The 21,449-nt window shown below is 64.3% G+C and carries 20 protein-coding genes and 1 tRNA gene; 8 read left to right on the top strand and 13 right to left on the bottom strand.

Features of this window, described 5'->3' with window-relative positions:
- Positions 1-8: 8 nt before the first annotated feature.
- The 4 genes from G6R19_RS00850 to G6R19_RS00835 form a co-directional block, all read right to left on the bottom strand.
- Complete coding sequence (locus G6R19_RS00850) at positions 9-1,025, bottom strand: LacI family DNA-binding transcriptional regulator (protein ID WP_163161420.1); 1,017 nt, start codon at positions 1,023-1,025, stop codon at positions 9-11.
- A gap of 137 nt (positions 1,026-1,162) precedes the next feature.
- Positions 1,163-2,194 (bottom strand): hypothetical protein, encoded by a 1,032-nt coding sequence (locus G6R19_RS00845; protein ID WP_163161418.1) that lies wholly within the window; start codon positions 2,192-2,194, stop codon positions 1,163-1,165.
- A 515-nt stretch (positions 2,195-2,709) separates the two neighbouring features.
- Positions 2,710-2,934, bottom strand: coding sequence for a hypothetical protein (locus tag G6R19_RS00840; RefSeq protein ID WP_205484185.1), 225 nt, complete (start codon positions 2,932-2,934; stop codon positions 2,710-2,712).
- Between the two features lie 247 nt (positions 2,935-3,181).
- Positions 3,182-3,254: transfer RNA gene (locus G6R19_RS00835), tRNA-Lys, on the bottom strand.
- Positions 3,255-3,443: 189 nt separating this feature from the next.
- On the opposite strand from G6R19_RS00835, the gene G6R19_RS00830 reads away from it, so the two are divergent.
- The 4 genes from G6R19_RS00830 to G6R19_RS00815 all read left to right on the top strand — a co-directional run bounded on the left by G6R19_RS00830 (position 3,444) and on the right by G6R19_RS00815 (position 6,687).
- On the top strand, positions 3,444-4,103 hold the full coding sequence (locus tag G6R19_RS00830; protein WP_163161414.1) for a hypothetical protein: 660 nt from the start codon (positions 3,444-3,446) through the stop codon (positions 4,101-4,103).
- 296 nt (positions 4,104-4,399) lie between these two features.
- A complete protein-coding gene (locus G6R19_RS00825; RefSeq protein WP_163161412.1) occupies positions 4,400-5,017 on the top strand; it encodes a nuclease PIN in 618 nt (205 codons plus the stop codon).
- Between the two features lies 1 nt (position 5,018).
- Positions 5,019-6,032, top strand: a complete 1,014-nt coding sequence (locus tag G6R19_RS00820; RefSeq protein WP_163161410.1) for an inorganic phosphate transporter — start codon at positions 5,019-5,021, stop codon at positions 6,030-6,032.
- A 247-nt stretch (positions 6,033-6,279) separates the two neighbouring features.
- Entirely contained in the window at positions 6,280-6,687 is a 408-nt protein-coding gene (locus G6R19_RS00815; protein WP_205484183.1) for a hypothetical protein, read from the top strand.
- Between the two features lie 34 nt (positions 6,688-6,721).
- On the opposite strand, the gene pstB is transcribed toward G6R19_RS00815, so the two are convergent.
- From pstB to pstS, 4 genes are all read right to left on the bottom strand, one after another.
- Positions 6,722-7,501: a phosphate ABC transporter ATP-binding protein PstB gene (gene pstB, locus G6R19_RS00810; RefSeq protein WP_163161406.1), complete on the bottom strand. Its 780-nt coding sequence runs from the start codon at positions 7,499-7,501 to the stop codon at positions 6,722-6,724.
- A 71-nt stretch (positions 7,502-7,572) separates the two neighbouring features.
- Complete coding sequence (gene pstA, locus G6R19_RS00805; protein WP_163161404.1) at positions 7,573-8,685, bottom strand: phosphate ABC transporter permease PstA; 1,113 nt, start codon at positions 8,683-8,685, stop codon at positions 7,573-7,575.
- Positions 8,686-9,618, bottom strand: coding sequence for a phosphate ABC transporter permease subunit PstC (pstC, locus tag G6R19_RS00800; RefSeq protein ID WP_163161402.1), 933 nt, complete (start codon positions 9,616-9,618; stop codon positions 8,686-8,688).
- A 109-nt stretch (positions 9,619-9,727) separates the two neighbouring features.
- On the bottom strand, positions 9,728-10,849 hold the full coding sequence (gene pstS, locus G6R19_RS00795; RefSeq protein WP_163161400.1) for a phosphate ABC transporter substrate-binding protein PstS: 1,122 nt from the start codon (positions 10,847-10,849) through the stop codon (positions 9,728-9,730).
- A 232-nt stretch (positions 10,850-11,081) separates the two neighbouring features.
- Here pstS and G6R19_RS00790 point away from each other — a divergent pair, with 232 nt between their 5' ends.
- Complete coding sequence (locus G6R19_RS00790) at positions 11,082-12,209, top strand: FUSC family protein (protein ID WP_163161398.1); 1,128 nt, start codon at positions 11,082-11,084, stop codon at positions 12,207-12,209.
- A gap of 32 nt (positions 12,210-12,241) precedes the next feature.
- On the opposite strand, the gene G6R19_RS00785 is transcribed toward G6R19_RS00790, so the two are convergent.
- From G6R19_RS00785 to G6R19_RS00775, 3 genes are all read right to left on the bottom strand, one after another.
- Positions 12,242-13,108: a PRD domain-containing protein gene (locus tag G6R19_RS00785; RefSeq protein WP_163161396.1), complete on the bottom strand. Its 867-nt coding sequence runs from the start codon at positions 13,106-13,108 to the stop codon at positions 12,242-12,244.
- A gap of 121 nt (positions 13,109-13,229) precedes the next feature.
- Positions 13,230-14,651, bottom strand: a complete 1,422-nt coding sequence (locus G6R19_RS00780) for a glycoside hydrolase family 1 protein (protein ID WP_163161394.1) — start codon at positions 14,649-14,651, stop codon at positions 13,230-13,232.
- 39 nt (positions 14,652-14,690) lie between these two features.
- Entirely contained in the window at positions 14,691-16,604 is a 1,914-nt protein-coding gene (locus G6R19_RS00775) for a beta-glucoside-specific PTS transporter subunit IIABC (protein WP_163161375.1), read from the bottom strand.
- Between the two features lie 339 nt (positions 16,605-16,943).
- On the opposite strand from G6R19_RS00775, the gene radA reads away from it, so the two are divergent.
- Positions 16,944-18,317 carry a DNA repair protein RadA gene (radA, locus tag G6R19_RS00770; RefSeq protein ID WP_163161373.1) on the top strand — a complete coding sequence of 458 codons (1,374 nt, stop codon included), beginning with the start codon at positions 16,944-16,946 and terminating at the stop codon, positions 18,315-18,317.
- Positions 18,318-18,441: 124 nt separating this feature from the next.
- The gene (locus G6R19_RS00765; RefSeq protein WP_240341711.1) at positions 18,442-20,139 is read left to right on the top strand and encodes a HAMP domain-containing sensor histidine kinase; all 1,698 of its coding nucleotides are present in this window, start codon (positions 18,442-18,444) and stop codon (positions 20,137-20,139) included.
- Between the two features lie 100 nt (positions 20,140-20,239).
- Here G6R19_RS00765 and G6R19_RS00760 read toward each other — a convergent pair whose 3' ends face one another.
- Entirely contained in the window at positions 20,240-20,509 is a 270-nt protein-coding gene (locus G6R19_RS00760; protein ID WP_163161369.1) for a hypothetical protein, read from the bottom strand.
- A gap of 117 nt (positions 20,510-20,626) precedes the next feature.
- Here G6R19_RS00760 and G6R19_RS00755 point away from each other — a divergent pair, with 117 nt between their 5' ends.
- Complete coding sequence (locus tag G6R19_RS00755; RefSeq protein ID WP_163161367.1) at positions 20,627-21,100, top strand: NUDIX domain-containing protein; 474 nt, start codon at positions 20,627-20,629, stop codon at positions 21,098-21,100.
- An 8-nt stretch (positions 21,101-21,108) separates the two neighbouring features.
- Here the strand turns inward: G6R19_RS00755 and G6R19_RS00750 are convergent, their stop codons facing one another.
- Complete coding sequence (locus tag G6R19_RS00750; RefSeq protein ID WP_205484181.1) at positions 21,109-21,429, bottom strand: hypothetical protein; 321 nt, start codon at positions 21,427-21,429, stop codon at positions 21,109-21,111.
- Positions 21,430-21,449: the final 20 nt, after the last annotated feature.

Here is a 21,449-nt window from a genome sequence, read left to right as displayed (position 1 = left end):
GGCAACCGCTAATGCCTTGGCGCTGCCGCACTTTCCCGGCGCACCAGCTCCGGAGTTACCACTGTGGAGCTGACGGCGGCGCCCGCCTCAATCTCCTTCAGCATGGTGTCCATACAGCGCCTGCCAAGCTCTGCGAAGTCCTGCCGTACCGTGGTGAGAGGCGGGGTGAAGTAGCTGGACTCGGGCTGGTCGTCGAACCCCACCACGGACACGTCGTCGGGCACCCGGACCCCCGCCTCGTTGAAGGCGCGGAGCACGCCGAGGGCCATCTGGTCATTGCCCACAAACACGGCCGTTGCCCTTCGTTCCGCCGCCAGTTGCCGCCCGATCGCGTAGCCGCTCCCCGCGCTCCAGTCGCCTTCAAATAACAGGTCATCCTGGAGGCCTGCGTGCTGCAGCGCTGCGCGCCATCCCTCGGTGCGCAAGGCACCATCAATCCAGTCCGCCGGGCCGGCAACGTGGCCGATCCTGCTGTGCCCCAACTCGATGAGATGCCCGACGGCGAGCTCAGCCCCGCGTTTCTGGTCCACCATCGCTCCGCTGACGGCCTCGTTGCCCAGCGAACCGACAGCCATCACCGGCACACCGGGGTTGAACTCCTCCAGGATCCGCAAGGTTTCGGTGTGCGGCACCAGGACGGCGATCCCGTCCACCGCCTGGTCCAGAAAGTGCCTCAGCGCATCCAAGATGGCGTCCCTGCTTACGGAACGCAACGCGGCGATGCTGACGAAGTAACCGGCGTCCCGCGCTGCCTGCTCCACGCCCAGCATGGTGTTGGCCGGGCCGTACTGGGAAAGCTCACTGCCCAGCACACCGATGGTCTGCGAGCGCCTCGTCACCAGGCTTCGAGCCGCGGTGTTGCGCCGGTAGCCCAGCTCCGCGATGGCCGCCTCAACCTTTTCGCGGGTCGTTTTGCTGACGTTGGGATGGCCGTTGACCACCCTGGAAACGGTCTGGTGGGAGACGCCGGCAAGTTCCGCAACGTCCTCAAGGCGCGGCAGCCGCCCGGTGCTGCTTTTTGTCATGTCCCCATTGTGCCGGTTGCCAACACCAAGGATTTTCCCGGCGGCCTGGAAGGGGCCGCCGGGGATTGTCCGGTTCTTCGCTCAAAGGGTAGGCCCGGCAGGGCCCGAACACACCACCCACAGATAGGTGGCAGGACTTACCCGATGCCGTTACTGACCTCAAATGGCACGATCAGAACGCCCGAGGTGGTGGAGTTGCGGCCGTACTGGTCGTTGCAATCGGCGCGCAGGAACAGCGTGTGCTTGCCGTTCGCCAGCTGCGTGGTGTCGATACTGATCGGGCCGTCGTACTCCCCGACCGCCCGGCGAACGACTATACCGGGATTATTGTTATGGAGGTCCGGGTCGATGCGGACTTCATGGGCCGTGACGTGCGGGTCGCGCGCATTGCCGTGCCAAACCATCTTGACGGCGGGCGACCATATGCCGCTAACGGGAGTATTCGGGGCTGGAACGGTCACGAGGTCGGCTTCACAATAGCCGCCTACAGCCAGGTTGCGGCCGGGGGCCGAGTACCATCCCTTACCGCGCAAGTAAGGATCGCGGGAGACGTCGCTATTGGCGCGGGTGGGCGACAGATCAACGTAATACTGGAAGTTGAGGTTGGCGGTCATACTGGCTGCAGCTGTCTTGCCGCCCGCAGCAGCGTCATCGACGTCAGAGAAGAAGCGCAGGCGCGTTTCTTTGAGACCATCGGTCGAGAATACGGATGGGTTGACGGTAACTTGGCCCCAGCGGGTGCAGGTACCCGGGGTGGGACACGTCCAACCGGTTTGGAAGATCTTGGACTGCACCTTCTCGATGGATTTATCTTTCATGACCACCGAGACGTATGGCGTTGAGGTACTGCCGGTATTGACCTTTTGGCGGCCAGGATCATGTAGCACCATCCGGATATCAAGCGTAAATGGTCCTGTCACGGTTTCGCGTTCGGGTATACAAGCACCAACGTGGATATGGCCATGGTTGGTACCGGCCGGACTCGCACCCTCGGTGGGCAACCACCAGGACTGGGCATCCACGAAGTGGCGCTTTTCGGGATAACCGGCACAGGTGAGGGGGTCAGGGGCGGCCATGGCCGTCGGGGCGGCGAGTGCTGTGCCAGCTACCAGGAGTAGGGCTAATACGATGCGCGTGAGTCGCTGGACATACATCGGTGTTATCTGCATAACTGGCTCCGTTCGAAAATTTTCCAGTGGCGGTCCCTGCCCAGCGAGGGTCCTTGGTTCTCATGCCATCCAAATCAAAGGGCAGACAAGCCGGCACGCCGAGGCTTTGATGTCCCGGGCTGTCCCTGGGAAAGTCAGGGGCAGGTCCCCTTGATGGACGCAACAGGAGCGGCATTTCCCGATCCGCATGCATGTTCCCTTTTGGGTCGCCGCCAGCGCGGAACTCTTGGAACCGCCATCGGACGATTGGAGAGTTGATCAAGAGCCAGCCCAGTTTTTCGGTGTTTCCGCTGCAGACTGTCTGGCCTGTCAAGGGGAACCCTGTACAGCGCCATGGACATGAGTTATTTTTCCTCGACACACCTTTTACGGCTTCGGTTATACGCCGCCTGGTTTGTCAGCACCTGTTCGGTGATGAGAATTTCGCAACTGCTGTTTGCGGGATCATTTCCACCCAGTCGGGGTGATCAGGGTTCCGCTCTTCAGCTCCTTCCATGTGGCGTGGATCCGGGATGTTAGGGGTGACGTTCCCCGGTTAGCACTGCGCGGGCCGGCACCAGGAGAGCCGCGTAGGGCGGGTCAGCCCCAAGGCCGCAGGCATGCGAATCGCCCAGCGCAGCAGAGTGTGCCTTCAGGCCCGTATCTCCGGGCATGGCCGGTGCTGCAAAGGCAGGCATCGCTGCAGTCATGAGGAGAGCGGCCACGGAAAGGAACATCGCGGCGAACGCGCGGACACGCACGTCGCGGGTTGTTCAAGGCGGTTCATTGGGACAATTTACGTCTTCACGGCCGTGAGCGGAAGGGGGTGGTCCTACCCATAAAACCCCCAATCCAGGGTGGCTGGTGAAGGCTCGTGTGCCCACGCCCGGAGAAGGCGCTGAACCGCTCCGGGAACAAAAAGAGTACTAATAATCCGATGAAACGCTGGGTTAAGCCCCGAAAACCCAAGCAGGTCAGAGGCTAGATGCCTCTGACCTGCTTAAACGGTGGGCCCTGTGGGGCTCGAACCCACGACCCACGGATTAAAAGTCCGATGCTCTACCAACTGAGCTAAAGGCCCCTGCCGGGCTGCTTCGGCACAATGTACCGGCCGACCCGGCCCAGTCCATTTCTGGACGTTAATACTCTAACCCATGGTCACGGCACCATTCGCACGCATGTCTGGTCACGCCGTCGGACAATCTGCGGCGCCGACCGGCATTGTCCGGATGCTCGATTTCCCGCAGGGCACAGGAGTAGCGTGGGGGGCATGAGCGAGCAAACAGGTCCCAGCCATTACGGCGGCGCCAACCGGCACCACAAGCCGAAGCCTTTCGCGCCCGTGGACTTCGAACCCTTCGCCGGCGGCGCCGATCCCGCCCGCGTATCCGAAGCCGCCCACCTCGCTGCCCAGGCGCTGGTCCGCCACGGCCGGGACAGCGATGATCCCGTAGTGACCGACCGGCTGGTCAAGCTTGCGGACGAGCAGGGCCTGGAAGCCATCGCAGAGATGTGGGCAGAGAGCCCCGCCCGTTCCCTTCCCGGCGCGCTGTGGCGGTTGTACGCCTTGCGGGCGGCTACGGTCCAGGACCCGGAGCGCATTTCGGTGTACTTCCGCGCGGGCAAGGACACTGCACAGGTCTCCAACGTGGTGGCCGGAGCCGCTGAGCCTCCCGGCGCGGACGAGATGAAAGCGATGGCTGATGCCATCCTTTCCGGCGCCTTCGACGGCGAGTTCGACGTCGCGCTGGAGCGTTCCGCCGCGTTCTGCCGGGTTGTGGCGCTCGGCCAGGCGACTCTCGCCGATGGCGCCGAACACGGCAACGAGGCGCACGCCAGCAAACTGACCCGCAATTCCCACCAGTTGGTTAAAACCGCCGAGGACCTTGAGCACGCCGCCAACGCGTGGCGCCTGGGCGAACTCGACTGACCCAATACCCCGGATCTGTCAATGTTGACTTGGGCCAACCAACGTAGAACACTGAAACTGGTGCCGAGCCGCGAAACCCCCGGGCTTCAACATTCAGCCGCCTAGAGCGGCCTACCGCCGAGAGGCGTATCCGGTTCGGCACCATTTTTCTGCCCAATTGCTGTTGCCCGCTTTCCTGTTTTCCCATTTCAGGGGTGCAGTTCCGGGCCGGTAGAGTTAGCGTCAGTTGCGCGCCGGGGTCAAGTCACACGGCAGGCAACTCCCGCCCTGTACTTATCCCGGAGACCGGTAACTACGTGAAGCTGCGCCTTTTTCCCCAGGAGCCCGCCGGGCTGAACCTCTTATCCCAGATGGCGCAGCAAATCGTGCTGGCCACTGCCACCCTGGCGGAGATCCTCGGCGTCCCCGCCGACGAGCACGGCAAGCTCGTGGAGGACATGCACAACCACGAAGCCAGGTCCGCCGAACTGCACTTCGCCCTCCTGACCCACATGCGCACCAGCTTCGTGAACCCGCTCCCCCGCGAAGACATGTACGCCTTGTCCCGCTACCTCAACGAGGCCATCGAGAAGCTGGATGCCGCGGCGGAGCTGGTGGCGCTTTACCGGCTTGAAAGGCTGCCCAAACGGGCTGCGGACCAGCTGGAGGTCATCAGCCGGCAGGCCGAGCTCACGGTGGACGCCATGCGCCGGCTCGACAACCTCGATGACCTTGAGGACTACTGGATCGAAATCCTGCGGCTTGCCAAACGCGCTGAACGGACGCACCGGGTCTGGGTGGCGGACATGATCAGCGACATGAAGTGGGCGCAGTACTCACGCAACCGTGATGTTGCCAACCAGCTGGTGGAAGTCACAAAGGACATGCGGCGCATCGCCACCCAGGTAGGCAGCATCATCGTCAAGGAATCCTGAAGTGACAGCAGTCATCTTCGGCGCGGTGGTTGTCCTGACGGCCGTGTTCGCCTTCGTCAACGGCTTCCGCGACGTCTCCACCTCTGTTGCCCTTGCCGTGCGCACCCGGGCGCTGACGCCGAGCGTGGCCGTTCTGCTGGCCGCCTTCTTCAACTTCCTCGGCGCCCTGCTGAGCGCGCTCCTCGCCGTCGCCGTCAGCCAAACCTGGATCAACCTTCCCGGCGGCACGGACGGCCTCAACATACTGCTCGCCGGTTTGGGCAGCGCCGTTGCCTGGGGCATCCTGCTGTGGTGGCGGGGCATTCCGGCCTCTTCCACACACGCTTTGGTAGGCGGCCTTGCCGGTGCCGGGCTCGCCAGCCTTGCAGTGGGCGGCACCGGTGTGGGTGGGGTGGACCGCTCCCTGCTGTTGCAGGTCGTCCTGCCACTGGTGTTGTCGCCGCTGGTTGCCTACAGCGGGTCCTTCCTGCTGGTTTACCCGGCCACGTGGGCTGCCCGCTATACGCAGCCCAGTGTGGTGAACCAGCGGTTCCGCCGAAGCCAGTCCATAGCTGCCGGGGCGGTGGCATTCGGCCACGGCCTGCAGGACGGCCAGCGGGTAAACGCGGTGCTGCTCCTCGCCCTGCTGGCAGCAGGATATTCCGACGGCGGGACCGTCCCCGTGTGGGTGGCGCTGCTTTCTGCGGTCATGATTACCGCCGGCACGCTGTACGGGGGCTGGCGGATCTCACACACCATCGGCTACAAAATCACCCGTGTTGATCCGTTGCGCGGCTCGGTGGCACAGATCTTCAGTGCCGTCATGCTGTTTGTGGGCGCAATCGGGCTGCAGTGGTCACTCTCCACTACACACACCGTTACCTCGGCCGTGCTGGGCGCAGGCGAGAACCAGAATTTTTCGGTGACCAACCGAAAGCTCGTGATCCGCATCGTGGGCCTCTGGGTCCTGACGCCTGCGGCAACGGCTGCCCTGGCATTTGTCCTGGCGTTGGCACTTTCCCCGGTGGCTGGATAGGCGGTTCCGGTCGTCTGGCTGCCGGCGGCAGCGACGGCGCCGCGGTGGCCGGGCCTCCACCCTTCCCATAGCCTGTCCGCCGCTGACGGCCTGTACAGGCCGATCCATGTGACGTAAATTCGGAAGTACGCCTCCAACGCACTATTGCCGGGGGATGATATCCGCCGCCGGGTGCAGGGCCGCGGACGAACGCCGCTGCAGCATATCGGCGGCCTGGATGCACCTTGTGTGGAAAAGAGCAGGCATCGTGGCTAACTCGAATCCCCTGCACTCCCTGCCCCAGCCACGGCATATGGAATGCGAAGTCTGTGGAACGGAACATCACCTGACCATCCACGCCATCATGGCCATGGGTGCGGCCAACGGCGACCTGGTCACAGTTTCCTACACCTGCAATGACTGCCGGCGCTTCCACGAACACCTTGCGTACGCGGCAGACGTGGCCGCGGCCCTGCACCAGGTGCGCTGGATGGCGAAAGTCATCATGTTCGGTGATGAATACATCCACTGCGGCTTCCCCATGGAGGAAGCCGAGTTCGAAATCGAGCGCCTTTGCTACCGCAGCAGTACCGGCGGTGGCGCCCTCAGCTCTGTCTCACTTCCCACCAGGGTCCTGCGCTGCCGGTGTGGTTTCCAGCTGGAAGTGCCGGAGTAGCCGCACCCGCCCCTTGTGCCCGCTGGTTCGGTATTTATCCGAAGCGGCCGGAAACGTAGTCCTCAGTTGCCTTCTGTGTGGGATTGCTGAAGATGGTGTGGGTATCACCGATCTCGATCAGTTTGCCCGGCTTGCCGGTGCCCGCGATGTTGAAGAAGGCCGTACGGTTTGAGACGCGGGCGGCCTGCTGCATGTTGTGGGTCACGATCACCACTGTGTACTGGTCCTTGAGCTCGTTGATGAGGTCCTCAATGGCCAGGGTGGAGATGGGGTCCAGGGCCGAGCAGGGTTCGTCCATCAGGATCACCTGCGGTTCCACGGCAATGGCCCGCGCGATGCAGAGGCGCTGCTGCTGGCCGCCGGAGAGTCCCGAACCGGGCTTGTCCAGCCGGTCCTTGACCTCGTTCCACAGGTTTGCGCCCTTCAGCGAGCGTTCCACCAGGACGTCGGCCTCACCCTTGGAGATCTTTTTGTTGTTCAGCTTCACGCCGGCCAGCACGTTGTCGCGGATGGACATCGTGGGGAACGGGTTTGGCCGCTGGAAGACCATGCCGATCTGCGAGCGGACGGTAACGGGGTCCACGCCGGGGCCGTACAGGTTGTCGCCGTCGAGCAGGACTTCGCCCTCCACGCGGGCGCCGGGAAGCACCTCGTGCATGCGGTTCAGCGTGCGCAGGAAGGTGGACTTTCCGCAGCCGGACGGACCAATGAACGCGGTGACGGACTTGGCCTCGATGTTGATGGTGACGTCCTCCACGGCAAGGAAATCGCCGTAGTACACGTTCAGGTCCTTGACGTCGATGCGCTTAGACATGGTGTTCCTTCACTAACTGGGTATGGATTGAAGTCTATGGTCCGGCCCAAAGGACCGGAAGGAGCTGTGCCTCAGCGGCCCGTCCTGGGGGCGAAGATCCTGGCGATCAGCCGGGCGCCCAGGTTCAGGACCATCACCAGGATGATCAGCACCAGGGCGGCGCCCCAGGCCCGCTGCGAGGACGGGTCCGGGTTCGCCGGCGACGTGGGGTTCAGGATCTGGGTGTAGATGAACGTGGGCAGCGAGGCCATCCAGCCGCTGAACACGTTGGAGTTAATGCTGGTGGCAAAGCCCGCGGTGACCAGGATGGGAGCAGTCTCACCAATGACCCTGGCGATCGCCAGGGTCACGCCGGACGCGATGCCGGAGATCGCCGTCGGGATGACAACCTTGATGATGGTCCGCCACTTGCGCACGCCCAGGGCGTACGCCGCTTCGCGGAGTTCGTTGGGAACGATCTTGAGCATTTCCTCACTGGACCGCACCACCACAGGGATCATCAGCACGGAAAGCGCGACGGCGGCAACGGCACCGGTCTTGGTACCGGGGCCGACCACGGCGAAGAAGAAAGCCGCGGAGAAGAGGCCGGCCACGATGGACGGGATGCCGGTCATCACGTCGACGAAGAAGGTGATGGCGCGTGCGAGCCGGCCGTCGTGGCCATACTCCACCAGGTAAATGGCGGTCAGCAGGCCCACCGGAACCGAGATGACGGTGGCCAGCAGGGTGATCTGCACAGTGCCGAGGAATGCGTGATAGATGCCGCCCAGGACGGGTGCGCCTTCTTCCACCGCCTTGTTGTCGTAAACGCCGGTTACACCGTTCATGGAGGTGGTAAGGAATCCCGGGTTGATAAGTCCGGGAACGCCGTTGGCCAGCACGGTCCAGATCACTGAGAAGAGCGGGAGCAGCGCCACCAGGAAGGATCCCACCACCAGGCAGGTGGCGAGTTTGTCCTTTGCCTTGCGGGAACCCTCAACGGCGGCGCTCCAGGACACCAGTCCGATGGCGAACAGGATCGCGGAGACAATGCCCCAGCCGAACGGGTTGAAGCCGATCAGGGCCAGGATCGCGGCGCCGGCAATCAGTGCGGCGGCCAGGACGGCATAGGGGGCGTACTTTGGCAGCTGGCCCTTGGTCAGGGCCGAGCGCTTGCTGCGGACCGGAGTAAGCGTGGAGGTCATTTAGTTGGCTCCCGAGAATTCTTTGTGCCGGGTGATGATCCAGCGCGCGATCATGTTCACGGCCAGGGTGATGATGAACAGGACCAGGCCGGCGGCGATCAGCGTGCTGACCTTGAGTCCGCTGGCCTCAGGGAAGTTCAGGGCGATCTCGGCTGCGATGGTCTGGTTGCCGGACTGGATCAGGCTTGCGGTCAGGGCGCCGGAAGACAGCACCAGGGCTACAGCCATAGTCTCACCGAGTGCGCGGCCCAGGCCCAGCATGATGGCGCTGATGATGCCGGGGCGCGCGAAGGGCAGGACCGACATCTTGATCATTTCCCAGCGGGTGGCGCCCAGGGCGAGTGCGGCTTCCTCGTGCAGTTTGGGGGTCTGGAGGAAGATCTCGCGGGACAGGGATGTGATGATGGGCAGGACCATGACTGAGAGGACGATGCCGGCAGTCAGGATCGTCTTGCCGGTGGCCGAGGCTGGGCCCTGGAAAATGGGCAGCCATCCCATGTTTTCCGCCAGCCAGTTATAGGCCGGGGAGATTTCCTTGGCCAGGAACGCTGCACCCCAGGCGCCATAGATGACGGACGGAATGGCGGCGAGCAGGTCCACGACGTACCCCAGCCCCGACGCGAGGCCACGCGGGGCAAAGTGCGAGATAAACAGTGCCACCCCGATGGCGACGGGTGTGGCGATGACCAGTGCGATGACCGCGGCGATGAGCGTGCCGATGACGATGGGCCAGATGTAGGCGAAGAAGCCTTTACCGCCCTGGATGTCGGCGGCCGGTGCGGTCAGCGCCGGGATGGCCTGTACCACCAGGAACAGTGCGACGCCGAAGAGGACGGCGAGAATTAGGCAGCCGGCGGCCAGCGCGGCACCCGAAAAGATTTTGTCCCCGGCGCGGCCGGCGCCCTGGGTGCTGGTCAGGGAGGTGGCGGTCATTCGACGGCCCTTCGATCGTGGTGGTACTGGAACTGGAAAGGGTGGCTTTCAAAGCCAAGTTCCCCGCACTGCCTGTCGGCAGGCGGGGAACCCGGATTCAGAGCGGTAATTAGGACTTGACCTTGATGGACTCGATGGCCGCGGTGGCCTTCTCGGCCAGGGCCGGGGAGAGCGGGGCGGACTTCGCGGAATCCGCGGCGGCCTGCTGGCCCTCCTCGGAAACTACGTAGTTCTCGAAGGCCTTGACCAGGTCAACGGTTTCCTGCTTGTCGTAGGCGCTGCAGACCACGTGGTAGGAAACCAGGACCACCGGGTAGGCGCCGGATTCGGTGGTCTTGCGGTCCAGCTTGATGGCTACGTCGTTGCTGGCGCGGCCCTCGACGGGGTTGCCTGCTTCCACGGCCTTGGCGGCGGCGCCGGCGGAGATCTTGACGAATTCCTCGCCCACCTTGATGGACGCGGTGCCGAGCTTGCCGCCCACGGCAGAGTCATCCGCGTAGGTCACGGCGCCGGGGGTGTCGGTGACGGTCTTGACCACACCGGAGGTGCCCTTGGCGTTCTCGCCCTGCAGGCTTGCAGGCCAGACGCCGGAGGACGCGTCCGTCCAGACCTCAGGTGCTGCGGAGGCCAGGTAGTCGGTGAAGTTGGTGGTGGTGCCGGAATCGTCCGAGCGGTTCACCGGGGTGACCTTGAGGTCCGGCAAGGTGACGCCCTCGTTCAGGGCGGCGATGGCGGGATCGTTCCAGTTGGCGATTTCGCCGCGGAAGATCTTGGCAACCGTGGCTGCGTCCAGCTTCAGCTCGGTGACGCCGGGAACGTTGAAGGCCACGGCGATCGGTGAGATGTAGACGGGGATGTTGATGGCGCCGTCGGGACCGCACACTGCCTTGGAGCTTTCGAGCTCTTCGTCCTTCAGGTAAGCGTCCGAACCGGCGAACTGAGCGGAGCCGTCGATAATGGCCTTGCGGCCTGCGCCGGAACCGTCCGGGGAGTACTGCACGGTGGCGCCCTGGTTTGCGGAAGCGAAACCGGCTTTCCAGGCGTCCATGGCTGCGCCGGTGGAGGATGCGCCGATGCCGGTGAGGGTGCCGGTGACCTTCGGGCCGCCGGAAGTCTGTTCGCCGGCGGGGGTGGTGCCCGTGGCGTTGTCTGAACCGCAGGAGGTGAGCGCGAGTGCGCCGGCTGCGAGAACAGCGATAGCCGCGTGGCGGCCGAAGCGGAGTGCCTTCACTAGATGTACCCCTTCCAGGGTTATTCAGGTGCGGGCAGGGACGGAGAACCCTGCAGCGCGATGCGTACGTTCTGTACTTTTATCGAAGGTATGGGCCGCAGGTAACGGGATGGGCTGTCCAAAGTGAACGGAACATTAACGACGGCGGGATAATGGCTTACAAGTGCCGGGTTCCCATTGCGCAGATCACATGTCCGGCCGTAGTGGACGTCCAGCAAATACACTGGAACGCATGGCTTCGGCAGCAGGACTTTCAGCAGGCAGGCGGTTCCTGCGCGGCCGTATCCGCACCGGGCTCATCCGCAGCCGGAACTCGTTGGTTCCTGCAATCCAAATGACTGTCTGTGCCGTGGGTGCGTATGCATTCGCCGAGTATGTGCTGGGCCACTCCGGGCCCTTGTTCGCCGCCACTTCATCCCTGATTGCGCTGGGTTTTTCCCGGGAACCGCGGCTGCGCCGGGTAGTGGAGGTGGGCCTGGGCTGCACCATCGGCATCGCCGTAGGTGATCTGCTCCTGCACTGGCTTGGCGGCGGGATCTGGCAGGCCGCCGTCGTCCTTCTTTTCTCCATCCTGCTGGCCCGCTTCCTGGACAGCGGCACAATTTTCACCACGCAACTGGGGCTGCAGTCGTTGCTGGTTGTACTGCTGCCTGCGCCGGCCGGCGGACCGTTCACCCGAAGTATCGACGCCGTCGTCGGCGGCCTCTGCGCGCTGCTGGTGACCATCCTTATCCCCAAGGATCCGCGCCGGGAGCCGCGCAAGGACGTGCAGAAGCTGCTGCATGAACTGGCCGAGGTGCTGCGCGAGTGCGGGGACGCCCTGGTTAAGAGCGACTCCACCCAGGCCTGGCATGCCCTCATCCGGGGGCGGAACTGCCAGCCGCTGGTGGACGGAATGCGCCAGTCCCTCCGCGCGTCCGGGGAGGTGGCCACCCTCGCGCCCGCCTACAGGCGGCACCGGGAAGAGCTCGACCAGCTGAAACAGTCGCTCGACTTCATTGACCTGGCGCTAAGGAACAGCCGGGTTTTCGCACGGCGGCTCACCAGCGCCATCAACCACGCGGCGCTTTCCGACGAGGCGACGGAAAACATCGCGGAGGTACTGCAGGAGACCGCTGCCGCGATTGATGAGCTTTCGCTGGGCCTGGCGGAAACGCACGACGGCGTCCGCCGCGCCCACCTGCGCACCGCCCGGCGGGACCTGAGCGAGATCGCCCTGCGCCTGCATCCGAAGCTGCTGGAGGTGCAGCGGCTGGAAGGCGAAACGGTGGTGATGCTGTACCGCCCGCTGATGGTTGACCTGCTGGAGGCCACCGGGATGGACGCGCGCGAAGCCCGCGATGTGCTGCCTGCGCTCTAGTTGAGATGTTGCCGCAGCGCAGCCTGGTTGCCTTACCTGCCAGTTTCGGCGCTTTGGCTGAGTCGCAGGTCGTCCGCCATCCGGGCGACGTGGAGCGTCAGGTAGGTCACCTCATCATCCGTCAGCGGCTCGCCGAGCCGCAGTTCCAGCACCGCCTGCAGCTTCAGTGCCGTGCCAAACGCTTCGGGGTAGGCCTCGCGGATTGCTGAGCCGAGGCCGGTTGCTCCTTCCGCCAACTGCCGGCCGGTGTGGGCGCGGACGAAGAAGTACCGCAAATGCGTGATGAAGCGGGCGGCGTTGACTGTCTCCCGGTCAAAGGCGCGGCCGTAGGCCTGTTCCAAAACCTCGAAGAGCTGGGCGAAGACGCCTGTCATTTGGTAGGTGTAGGACAGGTCGCCGCTGGCGAATCCTGCGTTCACCAGGTGGAGTGCCACGGCAACCGACTCGTCGCGGGGCAGCTGTTCCTCGAGCTTGCCGTTCACGAAATCAACGATCTGCTGCCCCATCCGCAGCTCGTCCGGATACAGGTGCGCAACCTCGGCCCGGAGCGGGTATTCAATGTTCAGCCCCTGGCGCAGCCGCTTAATGGCGAAGCTCAAATGGTCCGCGAGCGCCACCACGGTGGTGGAGTTGAGGGGTCCTGTCATTCCGTTGCGGGCAATTTCCAGCGCCTGGTCGGCCAGGGTCAGGTGTTCGGGTGGAATTGCCGCCACCAGTGCACCGAAGTTGTCGGCGTTGCGCCCGTCCTCGGGGACGAAGACCCTTACCACTTTTGTTTCGTCCACCTGGTGCCCGGGTTTGGCCTGGAAGCCGAGGCCGCGGCCGGTGAGGATGACCTCTCCCCTGTCGGCGGCGCGGGCGAGGACGACGTTGTTGTTGAAAACGCGCAACACCTCCACGTCGTCCTCCTTTCGTCGTTGAGCGGATCTGGTTCGGATCCAGGGAGTTTTTGTCCAGATACGCAGGCTTTAAGGCTCTTTTGGTCGTCGTATCTGGACAAAAACTCCGCTGGTGCAGGTGCTAGTTTTTCAGGCTGGCACCGTTGCTGGCGATAACTTCCTTGTACCAACCGTAGGACTTCTTGGGGTAGCGCTCCATGGAGCCGGTGCCATCATCGTTGCGGTCCACGTAGATGAAACCGTAGCGCTTGCTCATCTGGGCCGTTGAGGCGCTGACCAGGTCGATGCATCCCCACGAGGTGTAGCCCATCAGCTGGACTCCGTCTTCAACCGCTTCACGGGCCTGCACCAGGTGATCATTGAGGTAGCCGATGCGGTAATCGTCGTTGACGGTCTTTTCGCCGTCGACTTCTTCCAACTGGTCCACCGCGCCCAGTCCGTTTTCCACGATGAAGAGCGGCTTCTGCCAGCGGTCCCAGTAGTCATTGAGCGCCACCCGAAGCCCCTGCGGGTCGATCTGCCAGCCCCATTCGGAAGCCTTCAGGGTGGGGTTGGGGACGCCGCCCATAATGTTGCCTGGCCCCTTGACCTTCTTGGCCGGGTCAGCGGTCTCGCAGATGCTCATGTAGTAGCTGAACGAGACAAAGTCCACCGTGTTCTTCAGGTCTTCGCGGTCCTGGGCGGTGATGTCCAGCTCGATACCGTTGTCGCGGAAGTACCGGAGCAGGTAACCGGGGTACTCGCCGCGGCAGTGGATGTCGCCGAAGGCATAGCTGTCCTGGGCCGTGTGCATCGCCGCAACGACGTCCGAGGGGTCCGGCGTCAGCGGGTAGGTGGGGAGGGCAATGATCATGCAACCTACCTGGGCGTCCGGCATCAGCTGGTGGGCCAGCTTCGTGGCACGGGCCGACGCCACGAGCTCATGGTGGATCGCCTGGTAGAGGTCCTGCTTGGTGAGCTGTGCCTTGGGGGTGGGGATGCCGCCGGAGAGAAACGGCTCATGGATCACCGAGTTGATCTCGTTGAACGTCAGCCAGTACTTCACCCGGCCGCCGAAGTGCTCGAACAACGCACGGCAGTAGCGCTCGTAGAAGCGGATCAGTTCACGGTTGGTCCAGCCGTTGTACTTCCGCGCCAGGTGGAGGGGGGTTTCGTAGTGGCTGATGGTCACCAGGGGTTCGATGCCGTGCTTCTCGAGTTCATCGAGGATCCGGGAGTAGTAGGCCAGGCCCTCGGCATTGGGGGTTTCCTCGTCGCCGAGCGGGAAGATCCGGCTCCAGGCGATGGAGAAACGGAATACCTTGAAGCCCATGTCCGCAAAGAGGGCGATGTCCTCTGCGTAGCGGTGGTAGAAGTCGATCGCCACCTGCTTGAGGTTCTCCGGCGTCGGACCTTCGGTGGGCGTCTCCGTGATGCCCTTTGGCATCACGTCCTGGATGGAGAGCCCCTTGCCGCCCTCGTTGTACGCGCCTTCGATCTGGTTGGCGGCGGTGGCGCCGCCCCAGAGGAATCCGTCGGGGAAAGTGGTGGTCACAGTAATCATTCCTTCATCGGTAGGACTGGAAAGTGGAGGGACGTGGGCTCAGACCTGGACGGTGATGGCGGTGTCGCCCTGGGCGAGCGTGCCGCCGGCCACCGGATCCACAGCGGCGAGCTGGGCGGTGTTGGTGACCATCACCAGGGTGGTGGTGTCGTACCCGGCTTCGGTGACGACGTCCAGGTCGACGACGGCGAGCAGGTCACCGGCGCGGACCTGCTGGCCCCGGGTTACGGCGGATTCAAAGCCGCGGCCCTGGAGCTGTACGGTGTCGATGCCGATGTGCACCAGGACTTCCACGCCGTCCTCGGACTTGATTCCGAAGGCATGGCCGGTTTTCATGGCCGCCTTGATGGAACCGGATATCGGCGAGTAGATATGGCCGTCCGCGGGGATGATGCCCAGGCCCTTGCCCATGGCGCCGGAGGCGAACACCTTGTCCTGGACATCGGCGAGCGCTACGGCCTGCCCCGCGACGGGGGCCAGGACGTCAACGGTGCCGGACATGGTGGCGGCATGTGCCGGGGAAGCCGGGACGGGCTCCCCTGCTGCCGGGGTAGCCGCAGAAGTTTCAGGAACGGACGTGCCGGCGTCGGACGCTGCTGCCTCCTCGCGTGGGCCGAAGAAGAAGGTCAGGGTGAAGGCGATGAGGATGGCCGCGCCGGTGCCCAGCAGCTGGAGAGCGAAGTTGCCAACGGTGCTGAACGCAGGCAGGCCGAGGAGGGACGGGAACACGAAGGATGTGGCACCGCTTCCGCCGGCGGCCGCGATGGCACCACCCACAACACCGCCGGTGATGCCGAAGTAGAAAGGCTTCTTCAGGGGCAGGTTGACGCCGTAGATGGCGGGTTCGGTGATGCCGGCCAGGAACCCGGACAGGGCGGCGGGGCCTGCAACGGTGCGGCGGGCTTTGTTGCGGGTGCGGAACATCACGGCGAGGGTTGCGCCGGCCTGGCCGAGGACTGCCGCCAGCAGCGGACCCATCAGGAGGGAGTAGCCCTGGGTGGCAATCTCGTTCAGCATGCCCGGGACCAGGCCCCAGTGCAGGCCGAAGAGGACGAAGACCTGCCAGAAGCCGCCCATGATGCCGCCGGCCAGCCAGGGCGCGAAGGTGAAGGCTGCGTTGATGGCCGTGGAGAGGCCCTGGGCGGCGTAGGTGGTGACCGGGCCGACGGTCAGGAGGACCAGCGGCACCATGACCAGCAGTGTCAGCAGCGGGGTGGTGAAGTTCCGGATGGCGGACGGCAGCACACGGGTGAGGAAGCGCTCCAGGTAACCCTGCAGCCAGACTGCCACGATGATGGGCAGCACGGAGCTGGTGTAGTTCATCATCACCATCGGGATGCCGGCGAAGTTGACGGGTTCCGGTTGTCCGGCGAGCGCCACGATGCTCGGGTAGACGAGTGCGCCGGCGATGGCCATGGACGTGAACTGATTGGTCTTGAACCGCTTGGCGGCGGTGACGGCCAGGAAGATCGGCAGGAAGTAGAAGAGGGCATCCGCGGTGGCTGCCAGGATCACGTTTGTCTGCGATGCAGGATCCAGCCAGCCGAACTGGGTTGCCATGCTCAGGAACGCCTTGAGCAGGCCGGCTGCGGCAAGTGGCCAGATGACCGGGGAGAAAATCGAGGAGATGAGGTCGATGAAGCGGTTGAAGAGGTTGCCGTGCGCGACGGGTTCCTCGTTGGTGCCTGCGTCTTCGCCGAGCCTGGTGATCTTGCCGAGTTCGGCGTAGACGGTAGGGACGTTGTTGCCGATGACCACCTGGTACTGGCCGCCGGCCTTCATGACCGTGATGACGCCGGGGAGTTTTTCGATGGCTGCGGTGTCAGCCTTTGCGTCGTCCCGCAGCCTAAGCCGAAGCCGGGTAGCGCAGTGGGTGGCGCTGGCGATGTTCTTCTCGCCGCCCACGCCCTGCAGAATGTCTCCGGCCAGCGACCGGTAGTCCACAGTTGCCATGTCAGACCTCTCTGTCCATTTTTGGGCACAAAAAAAGACCCGAGACGCACATAGTGTGCTTCTCAGGTCTTGCCCCGTTCGGGTAACAATCCTGTAGGCGAAATTGCCTTCGACGGAAGACTATACAGGTGGCGAAGGTCACCTGCAAGTGCTTTCCCGCCGGGTGGGCTGGGGCGGGGTGCCAGCCGAGCGGGCCCACGCGCGCAGGGTTCCCTGGCCGTGGAGCCGCTCCGGCGAGGGCCCCGGCCCGAGCTTGCGAGGGCAGTGAGCCGGTGCGGCCTTGCGAGGTTAGGGTGCGGGTGGGGAGGAATGTCAGTGCCCGCCACTAGGGTGGAACGCATGGCTACCAAGACTTCCCGGGCATCCAAGGCGCCCGCCTACAAGTGCGCCGAATGCGGCTGGACCACTGTCAAGTGGGTGGGCCGGTGCGGCGAGTGCCAGGCGTGGGGCACCGTGGAGGAAACCGGCACCGCAGTGGCGCGTACGACGGCGGCCACCACCGTTCTGGAGCCGGCGCGCCGGATCGCGGAGGTAGACGCCACCACTGCCGCCTACCTGCCAACGGGCGTTGACGAACTGGACCGGGTGCTGGGCGGAGGGCTGGTACCTGGTGCCGTCATCCTGCTCGCCGGCGAACCCGGCGTGGGCAAGTCCACGCTGCTTCTGGACGTAGCCGCGAAGTTTGCCCGGACAGCGCAGGACGTGTTGTACGTGACCGGCGAGGAGTCCGCAGCGCAGGTGAAGCTGCGCGCCGAGCGGATCGACGCCGTCGCGGAATCGCTGTACCTCTCCGCGGAGACGGACTTGGGCCAGGCCCTCGGGCAAGTGGAGAAGATTGAGCCACGGCTGCTGATCGTGGACTCGGTACAGACCCTCAGCAGCGCCGACGTGGATGGCAGCGCCGGCGGCGTTTCGCAGGTCCGGGAAGTGGCAGCTTCCATCATTGCCGCGGCCAAAAGGCGGAACATGACCACCCTGCTGGTGGGTCACGTGACCAAGGATGGCTCCATCGCCGGTCCGCGGCTCCTGGAGCACCTGGTGGACGTGGTGTGCCAGTTTGAGGGTGAACGCCATTCCCGGCTCCGGCTGCTCCGAGCGGTCAAGAACCGCTACGGGCCCACCGACGATGTGGGCTGCTTCGACCTGAACGAAAACGGCATCGAAGGGCTCGCCGATCCCAGCGGGCTCTTTGTCAGCCGCACAAAGGATCCTGTGTCGGGCACGTGCATCACCGTAACCATGGAAGGACGGCGTCCGCTCCTGGCGGAGGTGCAGTCCCTGCTCGCCGAGAGTCCCAACTCCCAGCCGCGGCGGGCCACCAGCGGCCTCGACAGTTCCCGGGTTTCCATGCTGCTGGCCGTGCTGCAGCAACGTGCGGGTACCTTGCTGCATAAGGATGATTCCTACGTGGCCACGGTGGGCGGGGTAAAGCTGAGCGAACCCGCCACGGACCTCGCTGTTGCCCTTGCCGTGGCCTCGGCAAAGGCCCGCAAGCCGTTGCCCATCCGGCTGGTTGCCTTCGGCGAGGTGGGCCTGGCCGGCGAGGTCCGCCCTGTCCCCGGCATCAACCAGCGCATCCAGGAAGCCCACCGGCTGGGATTCACCCACGCGGTGGTTCCGGCAAGCCATACGGGGCCGGGGCCGGTTCCGGCCGGTTTCTCGGTGCGTGAAGTGGAGCACTTGACGGAAGCCCTAAGCCTGCTGATTGGATAAGGGCATGCAGCATGGGTAGAGCTTGCGGGTGGGAAACACCAGCGATACCTTGCTTTCACCGGTACTCTGAAGCTACTTTCAGGCAGCCGGAGGGTTATTATTTCTGCGCTGGGGGGCCAGATTGGTGAAGCAACGTCAAGAACCGGACAGGGCTGCGCTTGGCAGTGCCGGAGAACTGGCCATCAACGGCCCCCTTGCAGACCGCGTCGATGCGCTATACGGAAGGCTTGGGGTCCGGGGGCGGGTTGCACTGGCCCAGTTGCCCCTCACCATCACCGTTTGCCTCGTGGTGGCGGCTGCGGCAGCGTTCAGCCCGGCGAGCCTGGCAAGCGATATGTTCCGCGTGGCGCTGCTCGCCCACGCGGCGATCTTCGCCGCCTGCCTCGCCGTTCCGTGGGAGAGGCTGCCGGCAGGTGCGTCTGCAGCCATTCCCGTCCTGGACTGCATCGCCGTTGGATTTACCAGGGAGGCCGGTGGGCCGGCCTTCAACGTCCTCAGCCTGTTGCTGGTGTTTCCCGTCATTTGGCTGTCGGTGCGCCGCCGCCGGTACATGCTTTTCCTTGCCATCCTTGGGGTGGTGCTCAGCACCGTGGTCCCCACTGCCGTCGCCGTCTCGGCTCAGGCTCCGGGGGCAATGATCAGGACAATATTCCTGCCCCTGGTGATGTCAGCAATCGCCGTTACAGCGTATGCGGTTGCCGGCATCGTTTTGCGGCAACGCGAGAGGCTTCTGCACAGCGAACATGAACTGGCACAGACGCTCGCGGAGAACGTGCGCCGCCAGCGCCTTCTGGACGCAGTGCTGGCAGCAGTAGGAATAGGAGTCTGGGTGGTGGATGCTGAGGGCAGGACCGTCCTGACGAATAAGGCGATGCAGGCCGATCCCGCGCTGGCCGCCCTTACTGAAGCGGCCGGCCATGGCGGGCTTTTCCTGGCAGACCGGTCCTCTCCGGTGCCCCCGGACCTGTCGCCGGTATCGCGTGCCATCAGCGGCTCCACCATTTCCGATGAGCTGTATTGGACCGGCGACCCCGACGACCAGGCCCGGCAACGTGCCTATTCCGTGGGCGCCCACGGCATCCCTGCGAGCCAAGGGAAGGACGGCGGTTCGGTCCTGACATTCGTGGACGTGACGCGCTTGATCAGCGCGCTGGCAGCCAAGGACAACTTTGTTGCCACCGTTTCCCACGAGCTGCGGACACCGCTGACATCGATCCTCGGCTACCTTGAGCTGGTACTGGACGAGCCAGGCCACGAGGAGATCCAGCCTGAGCTCCTGGTGGTGCACCGGAATGCCCAACACCTGCTGGGCCTAGTCAACGACCTCATCGCCGTCGCGTCGGAGCGCGTGGAGCTGTCCCTGGAGGACACGGACCTGGCCAAGCTGGTGACGGAAGTGGTTGATGCGACCATTCCCAAGGCAGCCATGAACGGCCTCGAACTGGTCCTCGACGTCGAGCAGCCCCTGCCCGTCCGTGTTGACCCGGGCCGGATCCGCCAGGTGCTCGGCAACCTCCTCTCCAACGCCATCAAGTATTCGAAGGCGGCCGGACGGATCACTGTGCTGGCGCGGAGGAACGGGCAAGAGCTTGTCTGTTCGATTACGGATACCGGCGTGGGCATGAGCGCGGAAGAGCAGGAGCAGGCGTTCACGAAGTTCTTCCGATCGGCGCGGTCCCGTGAAACCGCCATCCCGGGCGCCGGCCTGGGCTTGCCGGTCAGCAAAACGATCATTGAAGCCCACGGCGGGTCAATCAGCCTTGCCAGCACCCCGGGCACGGGTACCACCGCAACCTTCATGATCCCGTGTGCTGAGGACTAAGCCATCAACCGGCTAGGCCCAGCCTGCCGGGTTCCCGGTGGCCAGCATCCTCGCGGCCGGCCTGCGCGGCCGGCCAGCCGGACCGAACTCCAGCAACGGATTAGCCGTGCTGCGACAACGAATCGGGATCTTCCTTGTGGGAATTGAAAAGCCAGCCGGAAACGTCGCTGCGCAGCACCAGGAGCGGGCCGCCGGTGGCGCTGACGTTTCCTGTGGGCACGTAATAGCCACGGCCGGATCCGGGTCCGCCCGCCGCACGGTCCAGGGCGTCAACCAGGTGCCGCGGCAGGTGGCCCTGCGGGCCAAGAATGCGGAGCTCATCAAGTTCTTCCGGCGTAAGCCGTCCCAAAACCTCAGCGATGTTGGCCATGACCGGTCCCTTCGAGCAGAGTGCCTGAAGGAATAACCTAAAGCAGCGCCGTGAACTGCAGGTTAACGTTGGACGGCAACTACCGTTCGTTCTGAAATGTCAGCAGGTGGAGGACAGATGCCGGTTTTCAGTGCAGGACTACTGCTGTACAGGAGGGCAAACCCCGGCGGCCTGGAGGTCTGGATAGCCCACATGGGCGGCCCGTTTTGGGCACGCAAGGACACACATGCCTGGTCAGTGCCGAAGGGCGAATACACCGTGGACGAAGATCCGCTGGCGGCCGCCCTGCGGGAGTTCGCCGAAGAAATGGGCTCGCCTGCCCCGGCCGCGGACTACCAGCAGCTCGGGCAGTTCCGGCAACCGTCCGGCAAGATCATCACGGTATTTACTGCAGAGCAGGACTTCCAGCCGGACCGGATTGTCAGCAACACTTTCCCGCTGGAGTGGCCCAAGGGTTCGGGCCGGATCCAGCACTACCCGGAAATCGACGACGCCCGCTGGTTTCCCGAGGAGGAAGCACGGCTCAAGCTGGTCAAGGGCCAACTGCCAGTCCTTGATGCCCTGGCGGAACACGTCCGCGGGCAGTCATAGGACCGGCGTCAAGCAGCCGCCTGTCCGCGCGGCGGTCCGACCCGCGCTTGGACTTGTGAAGGTGCGTACATCCCTGCAGATGCCCCGTCCTGCGCTACCTTGATGACCGTAACGCCGTCAAGGGAACAGAGCATGGTCCTCCCGGCGCCGTCGTTCCTGATCATCCAGAAAACGCTGCGATCTGCGGCGATCATGTCGATGGTTCCGGAGATCACGGCCCCACCCGCCGTACGCACCTCAACGTGATCGTTCCTGCACAGTTTGGACCAGTCAGGGATGGGCGCAGCTGCAGGCACCGGGCTGCGGCGGGCGGGATTGTGTTTGTACATGGAGCTTCCCGTCATCTGCC

Origin of the sequence: Arthrobacter sp. Alg241-R88 (genome assembly GCF_900537115.1) — a bacterium.
Taxonomy (GTDB): Bacteria; Actinomycetota; Actinomycetes; order Actinomycetales; family Micrococcaceae; genus Arthrobacter.
The sequence above is the reverse complement of the archived record's forward strand: the minus strand, read 5'-3'. Positions and strand labels throughout refer to the sequence as shown.